Annotated in this window: 17 protein-coding genes; 9 read left to right on the forward strand and 8 right to left on the reverse strand. The window is 48.3% G+C overall.

Going from position 1 to position 16,688, the window contains the following annotated elements; genetic code table 11:
- The first annotated feature begins 28 nt into the window (after positions 1-28).
- Together NDA01_RS22715 and NDA01_RS22720 are read left to right on the forward strand one after the other, a co-directional pair.
- On the forward strand, positions 29-295 hold the full coding sequence (locus NDA01_RS22715; protein WP_348229756.1) for a hypothetical protein: 267 nt from the start codon (positions 29-31) through the stop codon (positions 293-295).
- A 244-nt stretch (positions 296-539) separates the two neighbouring features.
- Positions 540-1,124, forward strand: coding sequence for an SMI1/KNR4 family protein (locus NDA01_RS22720; protein ID WP_348229757.1), 585 nt, complete (start codon positions 540-542; stop codon positions 1,122-1,124).
- Positions 1,125-1,181: 57 nt separating this feature from the next.
- On the opposite strand, the gene NDA01_RS22725 is transcribed toward NDA01_RS22720, so the two are convergent.
- Positions 1,182-1,382: a hypothetical protein gene (locus tag NDA01_RS22725; RefSeq protein WP_348229758.1), complete on the reverse strand. Its 201-nt coding sequence runs from the start codon at positions 1,380-1,382 to the stop codon at positions 1,182-1,184.
- A gap of 204 nt (positions 1,383-1,586) precedes the next feature.
- Between NDA01_RS22725 and NDA01_RS22730 the strand changes: the two genes are divergently transcribed.
- A complete protein-coding gene (locus tag NDA01_RS22730; protein WP_348229759.1) occupies positions 1,587-2,498 on the forward strand; it encodes a glycosyltransferase in 912 nt (303 codons plus the stop codon).
- 46 nt (positions 2,499-2,544) lie between these two features.
- Here the strand turns inward: NDA01_RS22730 and NDA01_RS22735 are convergent, their stop codons facing one another.
- Entirely contained in the window at positions 2,545-2,796 is a 252-nt protein-coding gene (locus tag NDA01_RS22735) for a hypothetical protein (RefSeq protein WP_348229760.1), read from the reverse strand.
- Between the two features lie 2 nt (positions 2,797-2,798).
- Between NDA01_RS22735 and NDA01_RS22740 the strand changes: the two genes are divergently transcribed.
- Both NDA01_RS22740 and NDA01_RS22745 read left to right on the forward strand, forming a co-directional pair.
- On the forward strand, positions 2,799-3,293 hold the full coding sequence (locus NDA01_RS22740; protein WP_348229761.1) for a methylated-DNA--[protein]-cysteine S-methyltransferase: 495 nt from the start codon (positions 2,799-2,801) through the stop codon (positions 3,291-3,293).
- A gap of 111 nt (positions 3,294-3,404) precedes the next feature.
- Complete coding sequence (locus tag NDA01_RS22745) at positions 3,405-4,271, forward strand: prohibitin family protein (RefSeq protein WP_348229762.1); 867 nt, start codon at positions 3,405-3,407, stop codon at positions 4,269-4,271.
- Here the strand turns inward: NDA01_RS22745 and NDA01_RS22750 are convergent.
- Both NDA01_RS22750 and NDA01_RS22755 read right to left on the reverse strand, forming a co-directional pair.
- On the reverse strand, positions 4,268-6,862 hold the full coding sequence (locus tag NDA01_RS22750; RefSeq protein WP_348229763.1) for a hybrid sensor histidine kinase/response regulator: 2,595 nt from the start codon (positions 6,860-6,862) through the stop codon (positions 4,268-4,270). The two genes, NDA01_RS22745 and NDA01_RS22750, sit on opposite strands and share 4 nt — an antisense overlap.
- Before the next feature lie 173 nt (positions 6,863-7,035).
- Positions 7,036-9,015 (reverse strand): protein kinase domain-containing protein, encoded by a 1,980-nt coding sequence (locus tag NDA01_RS22755; RefSeq protein ID WP_348229764.1) that lies wholly within the window; start codon positions 9,013-9,015, stop codon positions 7,036-7,038.
- 293 nt (positions 9,016-9,308) lie between these two features.
- On the opposite strand from NDA01_RS22755, the gene NDA01_RS22760 reads away from it, so the two are divergent.
- The 4 genes from NDA01_RS22760 (at position 9,309) to NDA01_RS22775 (ending at position 13,665) form a co-directional block, all read left to right on the forward strand.
- Entirely contained in the window at positions 9,309-9,875 is a 567-nt protein-coding gene (locus NDA01_RS22760) for an FHA domain-containing protein (RefSeq protein ID WP_190436330.1), read from the forward strand.
- A 10-nt stretch (positions 9,876-9,885) separates the two neighbouring features.
- Positions 9,886-12,018: a mechanosensitive ion channel domain-containing protein gene (locus NDA01_RS22765; protein ID WP_348229765.1), complete on the forward strand. Its 2,133-nt coding sequence runs from the start codon at positions 9,886-9,888 to the stop codon at positions 12,016-12,018.
- 24 nt (positions 12,019-12,042) lie between these two features.
- On the forward strand, positions 12,043-12,966 hold the full coding sequence (locus tag NDA01_RS22770) for a nucleoside hydrolase (protein WP_348229766.1): 924 nt from the start codon (positions 12,043-12,045) through the stop codon (positions 12,964-12,966).
- 306 nt (positions 12,967-13,272) lie between these two features.
- On the forward strand, positions 13,273-13,665 hold the full coding sequence (locus NDA01_RS22775; RefSeq protein ID WP_348229767.1) for an STAS domain-containing protein: 393 nt from the start codon (positions 13,273-13,275) through the stop codon (positions 13,663-13,665).
- On the opposite strand, the gene NDA01_RS22780 is transcribed toward NDA01_RS22775, so the two are convergent.
- From NDA01_RS22780 to rpsF, 4 genes are all read right to left on the reverse strand, one after another.
- Positions 13,662-14,495 (reverse strand): hypothetical protein, encoded by an 834-nt coding sequence (locus NDA01_RS22780; protein WP_348229768.1) that lies wholly within the window; start codon positions 14,493-14,495, stop codon positions 13,662-13,664. The two genes, NDA01_RS22775 and NDA01_RS22780, sit on opposite strands and share 4 nt — an antisense overlap.
- A complete protein-coding gene (locus NDA01_RS22785) occupies positions 14,495-15,028 on the reverse strand; it encodes an Npun_F5560 family protein (protein ID WP_190436414.1) in 534 nt (177 codons plus the stop codon). The genes NDA01_RS22780 and NDA01_RS22785 overlap by 1 nt, the downstream gene beginning before the upstream one ends.
- Before the next feature lie 5 nt (positions 15,029-15,033).
- Positions 15,034-16,035, reverse strand: coding sequence for an NAD(P)/FAD-dependent oxidoreductase (locus NDA01_RS22790; RefSeq protein ID WP_348229769.1), 1,002 nt, complete (start codon positions 16,033-16,035; stop codon positions 15,034-15,036).
- 189 nt (positions 16,036-16,224) lie between these two features.
- Positions 16,225-16,551: a 30S ribosomal protein S6 gene (rpsF, locus tag NDA01_RS22795; RefSeq protein WP_348229770.1), complete on the reverse strand. Its 327-nt coding sequence runs from the start codon at positions 16,549-16,551 to the stop codon at positions 16,225-16,227.
- Positions 16,552-16,688: the final 137 nt, after the last annotated feature.

Below are 16,688 nucleotides of genomic sequence, written 5' to 3' on the forward strand. Positions count from 1 at the left end.
ACCCTAAGACCTCTGGAGCTAAAGCCATATGGAGATGGAAGACATACAGAATAGTTTTGATTATCTGTACAAATGGCTGAAGGAGAAATATAAATTAGCTGAACCTACTTTATCCCAAGTTACGGCAAGCTTGGTTCAATCTCATGTAATAGCGAATGGTGTACCTGTAAAAGTTAAAACTGGTGCTCCTCTAGAAGTGGGATTTATCAGTTCTCAGGCAGATGGTGAATTACATGGTTCACTAGACTTAAATCTGTCTTTCAATCATCCTCTAACTGTTGAATCAGAATCTTAGCTATATCTTTAGCTAGCCTTTTATTAGAGTTTTATGTATTAACTTTCGATCTCTTGAGGTCGAAGGAAAATTACTAACTTTGTAAATTGTGTGACTACAAAGCAAATATACCAAGAAGATGGTTGGGAATGATCGCTGGGTGCTAAAGGGCTTTGCTAAATAAGATTAATGAGCATAGAGATAAGTTAATTTTAATTGGTTAAAAATTCGGAGAGCAAGTTGGCACTCTCAAGAATAAGTATTTATGAATAATCTGGCAGCTCGTATTCAACACCTTATAGATTTTCGTAGAGAGATTGGACAACCTATAGATCAATATTTCTTACCTGGTTTAAGCAGTGAATACCTTCAGAAAAAGATTTCGCAGTATCCGTTCTACTTTCCAAAAGAGTTTATAGAGCTGTACACATGGCATAACGGAACTAGAGATGAAGACTTTTTGATGTTCAGAGATATGGCTTGGCTTAGCCTTGAAAATTCAATTAATGAGTATGAGTTAATGATGGAAGTATTTTGGGACGAAGGCGATAACGAAGAAATTGGATTAGAGCCTGAAAAGATGTTCCCATTTGCTGCATTTACTGGTTTTAACTTGTACTTGAGCTATCCAAGTCAAGCTATGTGCCCAAGCCTAGAGCTTCCCATCATTTGTACAGGAAAAGGTGTTATTGAACCTTACTACAACTCGTTTGCATCTATGCTAGATACGGTTGAGGAGTGGTTCAAAGTTGGTCAACACAATGAATACTCATGCGACGTTGACGAGAGCCTTGCGGGCGAAATTTGGCGTAAACATAACGCAGAGATTTTCAGAGTGAGAGGTTTGTAGTGCGATCGCTGGGCTGCGAGGCTGTGAAGGGCGATCGCAGTAGTTTTTGATGAATTGTTACAGGTGCGATCGCTGGGCTGCGAGGCTGTGAAGGGCGATCGTAGTAGTTTTTGATGAGTTGTCACAGGCGCGATCGCTAGGTTGTGGGCTAGTAAAAAGCGATCGCACAACTCCACCGTTATGCCACCAAACTTGCTGCTGAGCGTAGTATTGCCGCTGCTCGTAGTCATGTGTGGAGATGCATGTAAATGCAGACATAGTTCTATCCAAAGGAGTATGTAGAACGTAGGTTAAATATTCTATACAAAGAAGGACGTAAAGAAAATTCATTAAATTAGCCAGCCTAACTACATAGTTAGGGTTTCAGTCCAAATAAATAGTTGGTTTGTCTGAAGCATCTACGTCAATCTTGCGTTGAGAGATGTCTGAATTTGTCTAACTAAACTTTGGAGCTTTGAAACAATGAGCAGTTTTCAGCATTTTTTGATTACAAGAATCAATATAGATTGGAATATCTCCAAACCGCGATCGCAGCAAGAGCGGAATAATATAAACTTCTTAAAATACAGATTAGATATTTTTGAGAAAACTTGCTATCCATCTGTTAAGGCACAAACAGAAAAAAAGTTTACTTGGCTAATACTTCTGGACGCTGAATTGCCAAGCATATTCAGAGAACGAATTCAAAGTTATCGTTCTCACTCTAATATTGAAATTCTGCCTGTTTATATCAGCAACAAAGAAAATTGCTTGAGTGAGTTGAAAGCGGCGATCTCTGAAAAAATTTCAGAAACAACTACACACATTATCACTACTAACCTAGATAGTGATGATGCTGTATCCCGAAAATTTATTTCCACTATACAAAATCAGTTTCGGGAGCAAGATTCTGAGTTTATTAATTTTCCCTTTGGCTATTTATATCAATTAAAAGAGCAAAAGGCTTTCCTGCGAGAGTGGCTAACCGCACCATGCTACACCTTGATTGAGGATCATAAGAACTTTGAAACTGTCTTGAAATATGGTCATGATCAAATCTCAAACTATAGGGTTTATCATGTATTTACAACTCCTATGTGGTTAATGACCGCTCACAATATGAATGTGAGAACAAAGTTTGATGTTGCTGCTGCATGGCAACCCACAAATAGAGTCAGTGAAGAGTTTTGCATAAATCTTGAGTTGCCCAAGAAAAGATTGTTGGAAGGTTCTAAAGAATTTTTCACAGAATCTTTGAATGTAGTTTTGTCGAGGCGAAGTTGGGATACTCCAAAAGTTAAATTCAGAAAAATAGTAAATATTTTTTCCCCATTTCTGATCCGTTTGGCTAGAAGAGCCCAATACTCGCAAAAAAATCAAAGTCTTTCATCGTAAGGTGCTTTTATTCAATCCGAGTTTATAGCGTGAGTTCTAGGCTTGGTTATTGTTTTGGCTCTTGTGAAGGCGATCGCAAAGCTATAGAGCAAGCTACAGGAATTGTTTGAGGAGAACTATGATTAGGGGTGATCGCCAAGTTGTGGAAGGCGATCGCTAATAAAACTGCCAACAGGTGAATCAGTGTTAAATGTAGGCTTTGATGCGGGTTGCAGTTTAACTCCTGTTCTAGAGGAACAATCATCTTTGGAGTTGGGCCTAACTCCAGCAACTGACCAGCGTTGGGGTAAAGGAGCACAAGTGTGCTTTAGTACTGCGTCCTGCTCGTTGGGGTTACTGCTGGTTGCGGCCACGCCAAAAGGTCTGTGTTCCGTTGCGCTGGGTGACTCCCAGGAGAAGCTGGTAGCTGCCTTACGCCAAGATTTTCCTGCGGCTAACATTCACGCAGATGATTCAAATTTACAAGCTTGGAGTTCATCACTTCTGAGACACTTAGCAGGGCAGGAACCGCGCCTAGATTTACCTTTGGATATCCCAGCGACAGCGTTTCAGTGGCGCGTTTGGCAGATTCTGCGTTCCATTAACTACGGTGACACTCGCTCCTACTCACAAGTGGCCGAAATGATGGGGCAACCACAAGCAGTGCGGGCAGTGGCGCGGGCTTGTGCAACTAATCCGGTAGCGCTAGTAGTGCCATGCCATCGAGTGGTGCGAAGTGATGGTTCGCTGGGTGGTTTTCGTTGGGGCTTAGAACGTAAACAGGCGTTGCTGGCTCAAGAACGTCAGTATTTGTAGCGCTCAGAATTTTCTTAGTTGTCACTGCTGGAGTGAGTCATCCACAGGATCTTTTGAGGCTCACTATAATAGGGGCGATCGCACTCAAGGCTGGTCGTAGCCAATAAAATTTTGAAAAGCTCCTATTTACAAACCTGGCAATCACTGGTGCTAGGGGTTATCGTTTCCGTTTTAGTCTTAGTCAGTTTCAATTCTTTTATTGTTATCAATCCTGGTGAAGCAGGAGTACTGAGCATTTTGGGCAAGGCCAAAGATGGGGTACTCGAAGAAGGATTGCACTTCAAACCGCCTCTGGTTTCCCAAGTGGCGATCTACGACTTAACGGTACAGAAATTTGAAGTGCCTGCCCAAAGCTCCACGCGAGATCTGCAAGACTTATCAGCTCGCTTTGCCATCAACTTTCGGATTGATCCAGCCGAAGTGGTAGAGATTCGGCGTAAGCAAGGCACCTTGGCAAACATTGTCTCCAAAATCATTGCGCCCCAAACTCAAGAATCCTTCAAGATTGCGGCAGCGAGAAGAACAGTCGAAGAAGCTATTACCAAGCGCAATGACCTCAAAGAAGACTTCGACACAGCCCTGGGTCAACGATTGGAAAAGTACGGCATTTTGGTGATCGATACGAGCGTGGTAGATCTTACCTTCTCACCAGAGTTTGCCAGAGCCGTAGAGGAGAAGCAGATCGCGGAGCAACGGGCACAGCGAGCCGTATATGTGGCGCAAGAAGCCGAGCAAGAAGCCCAAGCAGACATTAACCGAGCGCGAGGCCGAGCGGAAGCCCAACGCCTACTAGCCGAAACCCTCAAAGCCGAAGGAGGCCAGCTCGTGCTTCAAAAAGAAGCGATCGAAGCTTGGCGGCAGGGTGGTTCTCAAATGCCTGAAGTGTTAGTCATGGGTGACAAGGGGAATAACGTCCCCTTCTTGTTCAACCTAGGTAATTTACAGCAAGCACCCAAACTTAGATCGGAAGGCACTTAGCGCCTAAAAATGGTCTGTAGCGTGTTCGTCAGTTCATCGTGCGTGTATGGCTGATTGAGCACGGCCTTAATATTGATTCTTAGCTCAGTACTGACGAGATCAGGGAGAGGCTTGTCAGTGCTGACAACAACCCAAACCTGCGAGTTGATCTTGTGCAATGCCTGAATCACGGTGGGACCATCAAGTTCTGGAACGGCCATGTCGATTACCACTAAGCAAATCTCAGACCAGTGATGAGCGTAAAGGGCGATCGCTTCAATGCCATCACCTGCCGTTAAAACCTGATAACCACAACTCTCCAGCAGGGTTTTGCTCATCTCACGAGCATCTGAATTGCCCTCAACCACCAAAATTAAGCTACTTTCGGTGCTGAGTAAGGGTGAATTATTGCCGGGGGTAGGACGAGGGATGCCAGGCAAATACACCTTGAATTGCGACCCTTTGCCGATAGCACTGGATACATCCACGGCTCCTCCATGCCCTTTGATAATGCCCACTACCGTTGATAACCCTAAGCCTGTCCCTTGACCAAAGGCTTTGGTGGTGAAGAAGGGGTCAAAAATACGGTGGAGGTTTTCTCCAGAAATCCCCAGCCCTGTATCAGCCACCGTAATCACTACATAGGGACCAGGCTTAGAGACGGGGTGCGCCCAAATATTGCTCGGATCAATCCAGAGGTTGTCTGCAACTAGGCGGAGAATACCGCCGTTGGGCATGGCATCTTGAGCGTTATCACAGAGACAGATTAGGGCTTGATGCAGTTGCTCAGCGTCTCCCGTAATCAGCCAAAGGTCTGTAACCGCTAGGTTAGTCCGAATTAGGATATTCCGGGGAAACTGTTGTTTAAGAGTTTGCTCAACCCCTGAAATTAATTGGTTCACGTCAATGGTTCGCTTTTCACCCTCAATTCCTCGGACGAAATCTAGTACCTGTTGCAGCAAACTAGCACTCCGTTTGGCATTCTTCTCTAACATCACCAGGAGTTGCTGGCTCTGTTCATCTTGCAGCTTTTGGGAGAGCAGTTGGACTGCCATCAAAATGGGTGCGAGCGCATTGTTGAGATCATGGGCCAGTCCCTTAGTCACGGTGCTGATGCCCTCGAAGCGCTGAGTCCGTAAGCGTTGATTCTCTGCTTGTTTTCTCTGCGTGATGTCAGTATTGACGATCAAGATTGATTTAGGGATCTGGTTTTGCCGAATTAAAGACCAACGACTCTCAACCGTTACCTGCCTGCCGTCTTTTGTGCGTTGACACAACTCACCTTGCCACTCTCCCTGTTGATTCACCGCTTTTTGAGCAGATTGGAGGCTTGGACCCAGTTCGTCAAATAGCAATTCATCCAGGTAATGTCCGATCGCTTCATTGGCTGCCCAACCAAACAAGCGAGTTGCACCACTGTTCCAAAAGAGAATCCGGTTTTCTAGATCTAAAACCAGAATGGCATCCTGGGAATGGTTAAAGAGCAACGCATGTTCGCGAATTTGTTCTTCCGTTTGCTCGCGCTCGGTAATGTCTGTTTGGAGGCCAACAAAGTAAAGTAGCTCACCGCCCTTGGTACACACTGGAGAAATTCTGAGTTGATTCCAGAAAGGCTGGCCATCTTTGCGGTAGTTCAGGATTGTGGTTTGGATCTCTCGGCGTTGTGCGATCGCCTGGCGAATCTGAGCGACTGTGTTGGGGTCAGTAGCTTCGCCTTGCAAAAAGCGGCAGTTACGACCCAAAGCTTCTGTGGCGGAGTAGCCCGTAATTCGAGAGAAAGCAGGATTGGTGTAAATGATCGGATTATCGCTCTGGTTAGGATCGCTCAATAAGATGCCATCCGAGGCAGAGTTGATCGCCTGAGCAAAGTTGACATTGGCGATCGCCATTGCCGCCTCTCTATCTGCTTCCGCCGCGTTGGTTGCTTGGGGTTGCATCCAGCCTGCCCCGCCTAACAACTCCTGCTGAACTCTTAGCCAATAAGTATTGAAAAAATCTGCTAGCCGAGGCTCTTGCTCAACCAAAGTCGCAAAATTTTCTTGAAAGCGTCTGTCAGCTTCATAGGTGACATCCGGGTGAGCTTTCATCCATTCATGGCTAGTCTTGATGTAAGCAATGAAGGTGACAAGATAGTGATAATTCTCATTGCCTAAAAGTTGGCGCAGCTCTCGACGGCAATCCTCGGCTCGGTCTGCTTGTAACGCGATAAAGATGGCACAGCACAGCAGACTCTCATTTAGAGTTGAACTCAACTCTGAGAAAAGCTGCGCTACGTTTGCTTGTGCCGCTAGCCGCTCGAGATGGCGATCGATCTCTTGTTGGTCGGGAGGCGCTAATTCGAGAAAAGCTAGAATTTCTGGCGCTTGCATACCCAGTGCATAAAGCGAGCAACTGTGGCAGATTAGGCAATAGGGAACTGGACAGAATCGGGAAAGATAACCTGAAAGTTTTTCCTTAAATAATGCGGGTAAGGGATTTTCGATATAGGCTGCGAGAGTTTGCTGCCAAAGGTTTTCTAAGATTGCTGGAGTTGCTAACGCAGGTGAGAAAAAAGGTGGAACAAATCCAAACTTCTCCTCAATTTCTGTAGAAATTTCTGTACTAGTGCGCATGAATGAGATCAAGTTTAATGAAATAAGTTTTAAAAGTAGCTAAACGAATATTTGGATAGGCTTAACCATCCAGCCTGCCGCTCAGGTCGGTTCTAAATCAGGATAACGAATACCTAAACAACTTGTACCAGTAAATAGTCTTGAGAAAAGGTGCCCCTGTTTATTTAGCTTGTTTAGCGCCCTAACTTTTGTCGCATTTTTTGCCGTACTTGAATGGCGTCTGGATAATCTGGCTTGATTTGGATGGCTTTATCAATCGAGGTCACCGCTTCATCAAAGCGCCGCAAGCTCCAAAGCGCTACACCGCGATTATTCCAAGCTTCAGCTAAGTCAGGTTTCAACGTGGTGGCTTGGTCATAGGCTGCAACTGCTTCATCAGGCCGATCTAGGAGCAGTAGTGCCGATCCTTTGTTGCTCCAAGCTTCTGCAAAGTTGGGTTTCAGGGCGATCGCTTGGTCATAGAGGGCGATCGCTTCCGAATGGCGCTTGAGCTGATCTAGAGCATAACCCTTACTCCACAAAGCTTCTGGAGATTTAGGATTACTTGCTAGCGCTTTGTCACAAGCAGTAATGGCTTCTCCGGGACGCTGCAATCGGTTCAAGCTGTAGCAACGACCCCATTGGGCAGCGGCGTTGGTTGGGTCTTGGGCGATTGCTTGGTCATACAGAGCCAAAGCTTTCTCTGGCTGATTGGCGCTGCGCAAACCATCCGCTTGTGCCAAGAGCGGGGCGATCGGAGGTTGAGCGGGGGCGGCACTGGGAGCGGTAGGAATCGGTGCCGCAGCAGGGGTTGGGGCTGCAGCTTGAGGAGCGGTGGCTGGAGCAGAGGGGACTGGAGTCGCAGCAGGAGTGGGATTGGCGGAGGGAGAGGAATCAGGTTGGGCGGTGGTGGCTGAAGTAGAGGCGGTCTGTGTAGCAGGCTTAGCGGTAAATAAAGCTTTGGCAACCAAGAAAGTAGCAGCGATCGCCACTAAAACTGCCAAAATCGCTTTGGGCTTCACGCTTTGGCTCTGGGTGCCACTCGGTAAGACAGCCGTAGGTACGGAACTTCTAGCCGAGGGAGAAGGTTGTGTCTCTGGGAGTGCTGTAGTCGAAGGTAGCGGATTACTCGCAGCATGAACAGGCTGATTCGCAGGCGGACCTGATACAGCTAGGGTAGGAGCGGTGACTGTAGGGGGTGTCGATTGATCTGGGATGGCAACTGTATCTAAATCTGTATCTACATCTGCTGTATTTTCAGCGCTCGGGTTAGGGCTGGGGGCAGAGACAGCGATCGCGGCTAATAATTCAGCAGGTAAAGCTTGTAACGCAGCTAAGGCATCGCTTGCAGTCGCGTAGCGGGCCCGGAAGTCGTACCGCACCATGCGATCGAGAAGGTCTGCTAACTCAGGAGTCGCATGAGTAGCACGGTCGCGCCATTGGATTTCTCCAGTTTTAACGTCTTCACTGAGATGTCGAGGATGAACGCCTGTGAGCGCCTGAATGCCGATCATCCCGACTGCATAAAGGTCGCTGCTGAAACGAGGGTTGCCGCCCAGTTGCTCGTTGGGCATGTAGCCCTGAGTGCCAATCGAAATGGTGAGATTTGTATGCCCAGACTTCGCAGTGACAATTTGGGTACTCACCTGTTTCACGGCACCAAAATCAATCAGCACGATTTTGCCATCCTGACGGCGACGCATCAGATTAGGTGGCTTAATGTCGCGGTGGATCACATGCTGCTCATGCACAAAGGCAAGCGCGTGCAAAATATCTTGCAACAATGCCAAGACTCGCGCTTCGGGCCAAGGCTGTCCAGCAATTAGCTCCTCGGAAAGGGATGCCCCATCAATAAACTCTTGCACCAAATAAAACTCTTGGTCTTCCTCGAAGTGAGCCATGAGCCGAGGAATTTGGTCATGACTACCGAGTTGGTAAAGCACTTTGGCCTCGGTATCAAATAAGCGCCTGGCAGTTTGCAGGCTGCTGGCATCGGTGACTTGAGGTTTCAATTGCTTGACCACGCAGCAAGGATGGTCGGGCAAATGCATATCTTCTGCCAGAAACGTCTGCCCAAAACCTCCTGCTCCCAACTTGCTCAGGACTTTATAACGTCCGCCGAGGGGTTTGTCAGGGTTCGGTGATTGCAGTAACCGTAAAAGATTTAAGCCCATGCTATGCCCTGTGCCTCAAAGTCGTTGCTACTAACCTGCCGCTAGTAAATTGAAAGTTTTCTACGGAAAAAGTTTCAATCGAGTTACCCATGCTTAGTCCACTGGGCAATGATCGCTTTCCAGTTCCAATGCGCATTTCAGGCTCGATGGTTTATCATACCGACGGTAATCAAGTAGTATTCCACCCGTTAGCTTTGTTGATTTGGGTTGTTTGCGGTGGCCTTTGCCTAGTCCAACAACCCCACAAATCCAAGGTGGTGAAGTAGTAGGAACTAGCTGCTAGAAGGCGTGCCATGTCTACTGATGAGTCTGTGTATGTACAACTAGTTTGGGAAGACACAGCAAGTGGAGAGGTGCAGCAACCATTGCTCGCTGCGCCGATCGCAATTGGTCGAGAACGGGACCAAATGCCAGAAAATCTGGGCGACAAACCAATCTCCCATCTAGAGTTAGCCCACAAAGAAGTTTCGCGCTTTCACACCCTGATCACTGTCGCGAACTCTCAGCTTTATATCACCGATCGCAGTGCTAACGGTACCTTTCTGAATGGTCGGGCGATTCGTCCCGGCAGTCATCCATTTTCTAGTAAAGATACCATTCGCATCGGACCCTACAAAATTATCGCTACGGTCATGGGGGAAGGTGACCCCAACGCCACCGCCCTGAACCGAGAGCGCACTCATTTCGATCAACAGCCCAGCGCTCTGCACAAAAACACGATGGTAATTTGGCTGATCGGCGGTATTGTGCTGTTGTTGATGGGAGTAGGAGCTTGGGGCTTAGTCAGCACGTTGCTAGAGCGATCGCGGCCTCAAGTCCCAGAAACCCCTGCCCCCACTCGTCCTGCTCCTAATTCGTGAGGATTCTCTGATGACTGCTCCGAAGCCTACGTTTTGCCGCCTGCGATCGCATGACTCAAGGCTGCAACGAGCGTGGCAAGGATGGCGGCGACGGCTCGTATGGCACGATGGGCGATCGCGGCGGGTGCAACGGCGCTGGGGTTGGCTGTGGTTAGGGTTGCTGACCTGCTGGCTGACGCTCTGGCTCACATTCATCCCCAGCTCAGGGTTGGCTCAGACTAGCTCCAGTAACCGAGCTGCCCAATCCCCTGTGGTGCTCGATGGTCGGGTGTTGTTTCAAGTTGGTAATTTTGGCAATTTCACTGCCTTAGAGCGGGCAGCGATCGTCAATGCGGCGCTAGAGCAGGAAGTGCGCTCTCCTCAACCCGCCGTGATTGAGGTAGCCGAGGAAAATCAACAAACTATTATTCGTAGCCAACCCAACGATCGCACTTTGCTTACCGTCACCGAGCGGGATGTGTTGCAAGGCACGAACCCAGTCAGTCAAGGCCGATTTTGGAGTCGTTTGATTGAGGCGGCAGTACGGCAAGGCCAGCTAGAGCGTGGTTCTGCTTATTTTCAGCAAGCCTTGGTATTTAGCTCAGTTGTGTTGTTAGGCGCGATCGCCATCCAGCTAATTTTATGGGTGGGTGAACGTTTCTTAGTCCGACAGTTAGCTCGGCATCTAGGGCATCCTGCTTCGTCTCTCCATCCTTGGGAGCAGCCTGCTAAATTGTTGCTGCACTTAGCCTTAATCGGCTTGCAGGCAGGGCTTTGGACTGCGGTGGCCTGGTACGTGACAGATCTCTTTCCTGAAGCTCGCAGTTGGCGCTATCGTCTGTTCAACTTCTTGACCGTGCCTGTGGTCAGCTTAGGCGAGAGTAACTATTCAGCGCTGCAACTGTTGTTGCTCCTAGCCTTTACATCAGGATTGTGGTTTGCCGTCAGCGGCCTAACTCGCCTGTTTCGGTTCTACGTCCTCGCTCGGACGGGCGCTGAACCACGAGTGCAAGAACTGCTCGCTGTCTTAACGCAGTACGTCATGACTTTCTTAGGCTTGATTGTGCTGCTGCAAATCTGGGGTTTAGATGTCCGTTCTTTAGCCATTCTGGCCAGCGTCCTGGGGGTGGGGATTGGCTTCGGCGTTCAGAACATCACCAACAACTTCATCAGTGGTCTGATCATCACGTTAGAGCGACCGATCCAAGTCGGCGATCTGATTAAAGTCAATGAGCTGTTGGGCACGGTGAAACGGATTGGAGCCCGGAGCACAGAGATTAGTACCTTCGACCAAGTAACGATTATTGTGCCTAACTCTCGTTTCTTGGAGAGTGAGGTGATCAATTGGAGTCACGGTGATCCAGTTTCGCGATTGAAGCTGGCTGTAGGAGTTGCCTACGGCTCAGACATCGAGCAGGTTCAGGCAGCGCTCTTGGAGGCGGCCAAGAGCCATCCCGAGGTGTTGGTGAAACCGCAGCCCGAAGTTTGGTTTCAAGGCTTTGGCGACAATTCTTTGAACTTTGAGTTGCTGGTGTGGACTGGAGAGCCGAAAAAACAGTTTCGAGTCAAAAGCGATATTTACTACCGCATTGAAGCTTCTCTGCGCCGCAATGAGATTGAAATTCCGTTTCCGCAGCGAGATCTGCATGTGCGATCGCCCGAACTCAAGCAGTTGTTGGCCTCGTTGCAACCACCGCCGTTCCCGTCCTGGAAACCCCAGCGATCAATATCAAACGGAAATAAATCTGGCGATCGCCCCATTTCCACTTTGCCTGAATCCCCCGATGGATTTGCTGGAGCTACTGTCACCATGCTCGCCCTTGACGACTCCAACCACTCAGATCTGGAGGCCCTAATTACAACGATGCGAGGGCCAAAAGGACTCAAAATTCAAGACCGTCGCTATCGCTTAAATCTTTATCCTGCCTGCTTCACAGGAGCCGAAGCGGTGGAATGGTTTGTGCAAACCCAAAACTGTACCCGTGAGGCAGCGATTCAACTAGGCCAGAGCTTGATCGATCAAGGCGTGATTCACCACGTCTTAGATGAGCGTCCGTTTGAAGATGGCTATGTTTTCTATCGCTTTTATGCCGATGAAGAAAATGCCAATGCGGAGAATGCTGATGGAGAGAATACCGATGAGACAGAAATCAGCGATCGTTGAGTCGTTTATCCACTAAGAACCAGGATGTCTAAACCCTTAGTTTTGCTGGATCACGATGGAGGCGTTGATGATTATCTGTCAACGCTGCTACTGATGACGATGGGGCACCTACACCCTCTAGGAGTCGTGGTGACACCAGCCGATTGCTACATTCAGCCTGCCGTTAGTGCTACGCGCAAAATCATCGATCTAGCGGGTCGAGAGGAAGTTCCGGTGGCAGTCAGTACAGTTCGAGGCATCAATCCCTTTCCCCGCCTCTATCGGCGAGATTCGTGGGTTGTAGATCACTTGCCCATTTTGAATGAGGCAGAAACCATCCAAACGCCTTTACTACCCGAGTCAGGACAGGACTTTATGGTGCGATCGCTGAGGGAAGCTCCAGAACCAGTAACGCTGTTGGTCACAGGGCCATTAACTACAGTCGCGATCGCCCTAGATACTGCCCCAGACATCGAAGCCAAAATCAAGGAGATTGTCTGGATGGGCGGCGCGGTGAAGGTGCCAGGTAATGTAGAGAAATCGATCGAACCAGGTCAGGACGGCTCAGCCGAATGGAATGCTTACTGGGACCCCTTCGCTGTCGATCGCGTTTGGCGCAGCAATATTTCCATCGTGCTGTGTTCCCTAGACATCACCAATCAAGTGCCTGTCACCTCAGAGTTTGCTCACCGTCTCGCCAAGCAACGTAAATATCGACTCTCCGACTTCGCCGGGCAATGCTATGCCTTAGTGATTCCGCAGGATTACTATTTCTGGGATGTCCTCGCGACAGCTTATCTGGCTCATCCAGAATTCTATGAGCTGCAAGAAGTCGAAACGGCGATCGCCACCACCGGACCCAGCCAAGGCCGCACCCAACTTGTTCCTAGAGGCCGCAAAATCCGCATGATGACTCAAGTTGATCGCGATCGCTTCTATACTTACATCCTTCAGCAGTGGTCCCGATAGCCTAGTAAGCCAGCAATTAGATGCTGAGGCAGCTACGTAGGCTAGCGGCAAAAGCTTCAAGGCTAAAATTTCATCAAACCGGAAATAGAGATGAAGATTCAGCAAAGTTACGGGAAATTACTGAGCTTCTAACAGTGAGACTTCTATATTGAGGGCAGGCTAATACCTTTCTAGGAATCATACAAACATAGCTGAGGTTTCTCCGCTTGTCCTTCTAGGTAATAGTTTCAGGGTTTAAGTCCCAGAGCCATGCTTGCTTGCAAGTGCAGTTCTGTCATTCCAGATGCCATTCACCGTGCTAGGACTATGACTGATCAAAAACTAAGCAGAACAGTAGTACTTCAACCTCAGGGCCGTTTAGACCTTGAGGGTAGTGTAGCTCTACAACGCCAAATCGCGGCGATCGCATCCGAGCGTCATAGCTGCTGGATAATCGATCTGACTGACGTTGAATTTATTGACAGTTCTGGATTAGTGGCATTAATTACCGGACTCAACACTGCAAACGAGTGTAATTGCCGCCTGATTATTTGTAATTTGCAGGCTTCGGTGAAGCTGATCCTTGAAATCACTCAGCTCGACCAAGTCTTCGAGATTGTGGAAGAAATTGAAACTTTATTTGCTGAACTGCCCCCGTTGATGAAGTTAGTGGCGGCAAAAGCAGCACCGTCTAAGACTTCTGGGCCTGTAGCAGCTTAAGTCAGTTCGCCGCTATAGATTTGGTATCGGGCTGAAGCGGGCACGACTAAATCTAGGATGGGTTGACCTGTGAGGCAGCGCCAATGGCAGGCAAATAGGTCAGGAGTTTGCACACCCAAGCTAGCGATCGCAGGTGCGGCTGGAAACGGCCAAAGTCGATCAAAGCAAATTGCTCGCCCCTGAAACCCAAACTGGAGCAGGTAGGTAGCGGGAGGAGCGGATAACATCTGCAAAAGCCGATAGCCTAACTCATAGAGTTGTTGCCGCCAAGCATCAGACAAATGGCAGGGTTGAGAATAGCTAAGTGGAGGATTATTTAAGGATTCCTCAAAAACTTGTTCGTTCGTTAGGGTAATGGCCTCCCCATAAAGGGGGCCTTTTTTTGTGTAGACAATAGGTAGCCAATAGCAACCTTGTCCTATAGAGCATCCCAATTGCTGCTCTACCAGTTGCTGTAAACCGTCAACGTCTCGGCACTGCTGGTAGATAGTTTGTCTTGCCCAAGTAAAAGTATTCGGTAAATTAAGAGTTAACGGACACAACAGTAAAGACTCAGATTTTTTAGCTCCCACACCTACATCTGGTAACGAAGCATTAACAATGGCTTCTAGATGTAGTAGCTGAGTCACTGAGCAAACTTGAATGTTGTGAATGACCGAAATAGACTGAGCCGAGTTTTCAAGATGAGATCGGCTTGTAGATGACCCTGTCGCTTCAGCTAAAATGGCTTGCTTTAAGGCCGCAACCATTCTTGCAGTGGTAGACGGAGATGTGACTGATTGCCTAGACGCATCAATTTCAGCATCTACTACAATCACAACCTCATGCATTAGCCAAAGTTGGGCAAAGTAGCAGAACCTGGTCGAGGAAAGCTAGGCAAATCCAAACCGGAGGCACGACGAGTTCGCACTGCTAAGCGATAGCTGACGCTTTGCAACTCAGCGTGAAGTTGGCGGTTTTCTCGTTGCAGCATCGCCAGCTTTTCCTTCACAGGAGCAATGCGCTCAGCAAACTTTTCTCGGTAAACTCGCGGGAGTTCCTGCACCACTTGCTCCAACATACGGCTGCGATCGGTCAGCTCTTGCACCGACTGCCGTAACTGATAAATCTCTGTATCCCGTGATGTGATCTGTTCTTGGTAGAACGTAACTTGCTGCTCTACACCCTGTAATTGCTCACGTAAGGCCCGAATCTCAGTCATATGACGCTCAGAGGCCTCCGGGCTAGGCATAAAGCCTGTATTGCCCTTTACCAACCGGAACAGTTCTTGAGACAACTGCTGCACCAGTTGGTCTCTCATCTGCAATTCTTCACGCAGATGAGCCACTTCTGCTTGCACTTCTTGAAAATTGCCTGTATCCATCGGGGTCACGTTTTTGCAGCTCCAACTAAGTTGTCTTGCCAAATACGAGGACTCGACTGCCGCCGAATGTCTCGCCAAATTGCTGTTGCAGCTAATGTACCATCTGCGACCGCAATTGACACCTGATTCAATCCTTCCTTTAAGTCCCCCACGGCAAAAACGCGAGGGTGGGTAGTGCGGCACATGGAGTCAGTTTTGAGATTGCCACCGTTCCACTCCAAATCCAAGTTTTTCAGGTACTCACTTTGGTAATGGGAACCCATCGCAATCAGTCCTGTCTCAAGTTCAAGCACTGAACCATCAGACAACTCAACTCCATTCATTTCGTGGTCATGTCCCAGAAAGCGTTGAATGGGAGTTTCAATCAAAGGGTAGCCATGCTCTTGAAGTTTCTGACGCATTTCTGGACTCACGTCAAACAAGCCCTGCGTAAAGACGCTGATGTAGGGAGTAAACCAATTTAAGACAAAAGCGGTGTTGATGGCCGCTTCTGAAGCGACGAAGAGACCACATTTCTTATCAGCCATTTCGTAGCCATCGCAAATCATACAGACGTGCAGGTTGTAGCCCGCGTAGTCAAATACATTCTGCATGTCTTCAAATTTGGGCAAATGGTCAATAATGCCGCTCGCAGCAATCAGGTACTTGGAACGAAATACGGGGTAGACGCTGTCTTTCTTGCCAACCTTAACTTTGACGGCAAAGGTGTCGCCTTCATCCTGAAGGTCTTCAACGTAACCCGCTAAGTAATCACCTTCTAGAGATAGCAGGTGCTCTTGCCCTTGCTGTAGCAATGTTCTGCCTGGTGTGGTGGGTGGCAAACCTAAGTAATTGCGGAGGTCTTGCATCCAGAAGGAGCGACCTCGGCCTTTCTCAATCACCAGACAAGAGAGGCGATAGCGTTGTAAGTAGATTGCTGCGGAAAGGCCACCTACCCCGCCTCCGACGATGATGACGTCATAAACGTGATCTAGCTTTTGATCTAAATTTTTTTTGGAAAGCTTCATCGGCCTACTCAGTGATCTAGAGACATTAGCGACTGCCTTATAGCCAGTCTAATTCAAAGCTTGGGTAGATATGGGAAAAGACTAGAGAGTCAATGATGTCCAACTCTCCAGTCTTTATTTATGACTTGAACCCGATTTGATGATTAGGCTCTCAGCTTAGGTGGGTATAAGCTGCTAAATCTGTCACTACTACGCTTCAGCTTCTTCAGCGGGAGCTGCTTCATTTGTCACTTCTTGCTTAACGGTGAGGTAGCGAACTACTTCTTCGCTCAGACGCATGGCTCTCTCTAGAACTGCGATCGCGCCACCGGGGCCGCTGTAGTTCATTTGCACGTAAACACCCTCACGCTGTTTTTTGATTTCGTAGGCGAGGCGGCGCTTACCACGATGCTGAGTTTCCAGTAGCTCGGCACCTTGCTCCCGTAAAATATTCTGATACTTGCTGATTGCCTGATCGGTTAGCTCTTCGCCCAAGTCAGGACGCAAAATATACATTGTCTCGTAAATGTAGCTCATGCCAAAAATCTCCTTGTGGACTGTCAGGCTTCCTCAAACTGCTCCGAAAGGGCAACTAAAGAAGCAAGGAAGGGTGAGCAACTGCTGTATAAACTTATGACGCAAAGGTCAAGCTTGACGAGCAGGTGCCATAAAAT

The sequence above is a fragment of the Trichocoleus desertorum AS-A10 genome (assembly GCF_039962155.1).
Taxonomy (GTDB): Bacteria; Cyanobacteriota; Cyanobacteriia; order FACHB-46; family FACHB-46; genus Trichocoleus.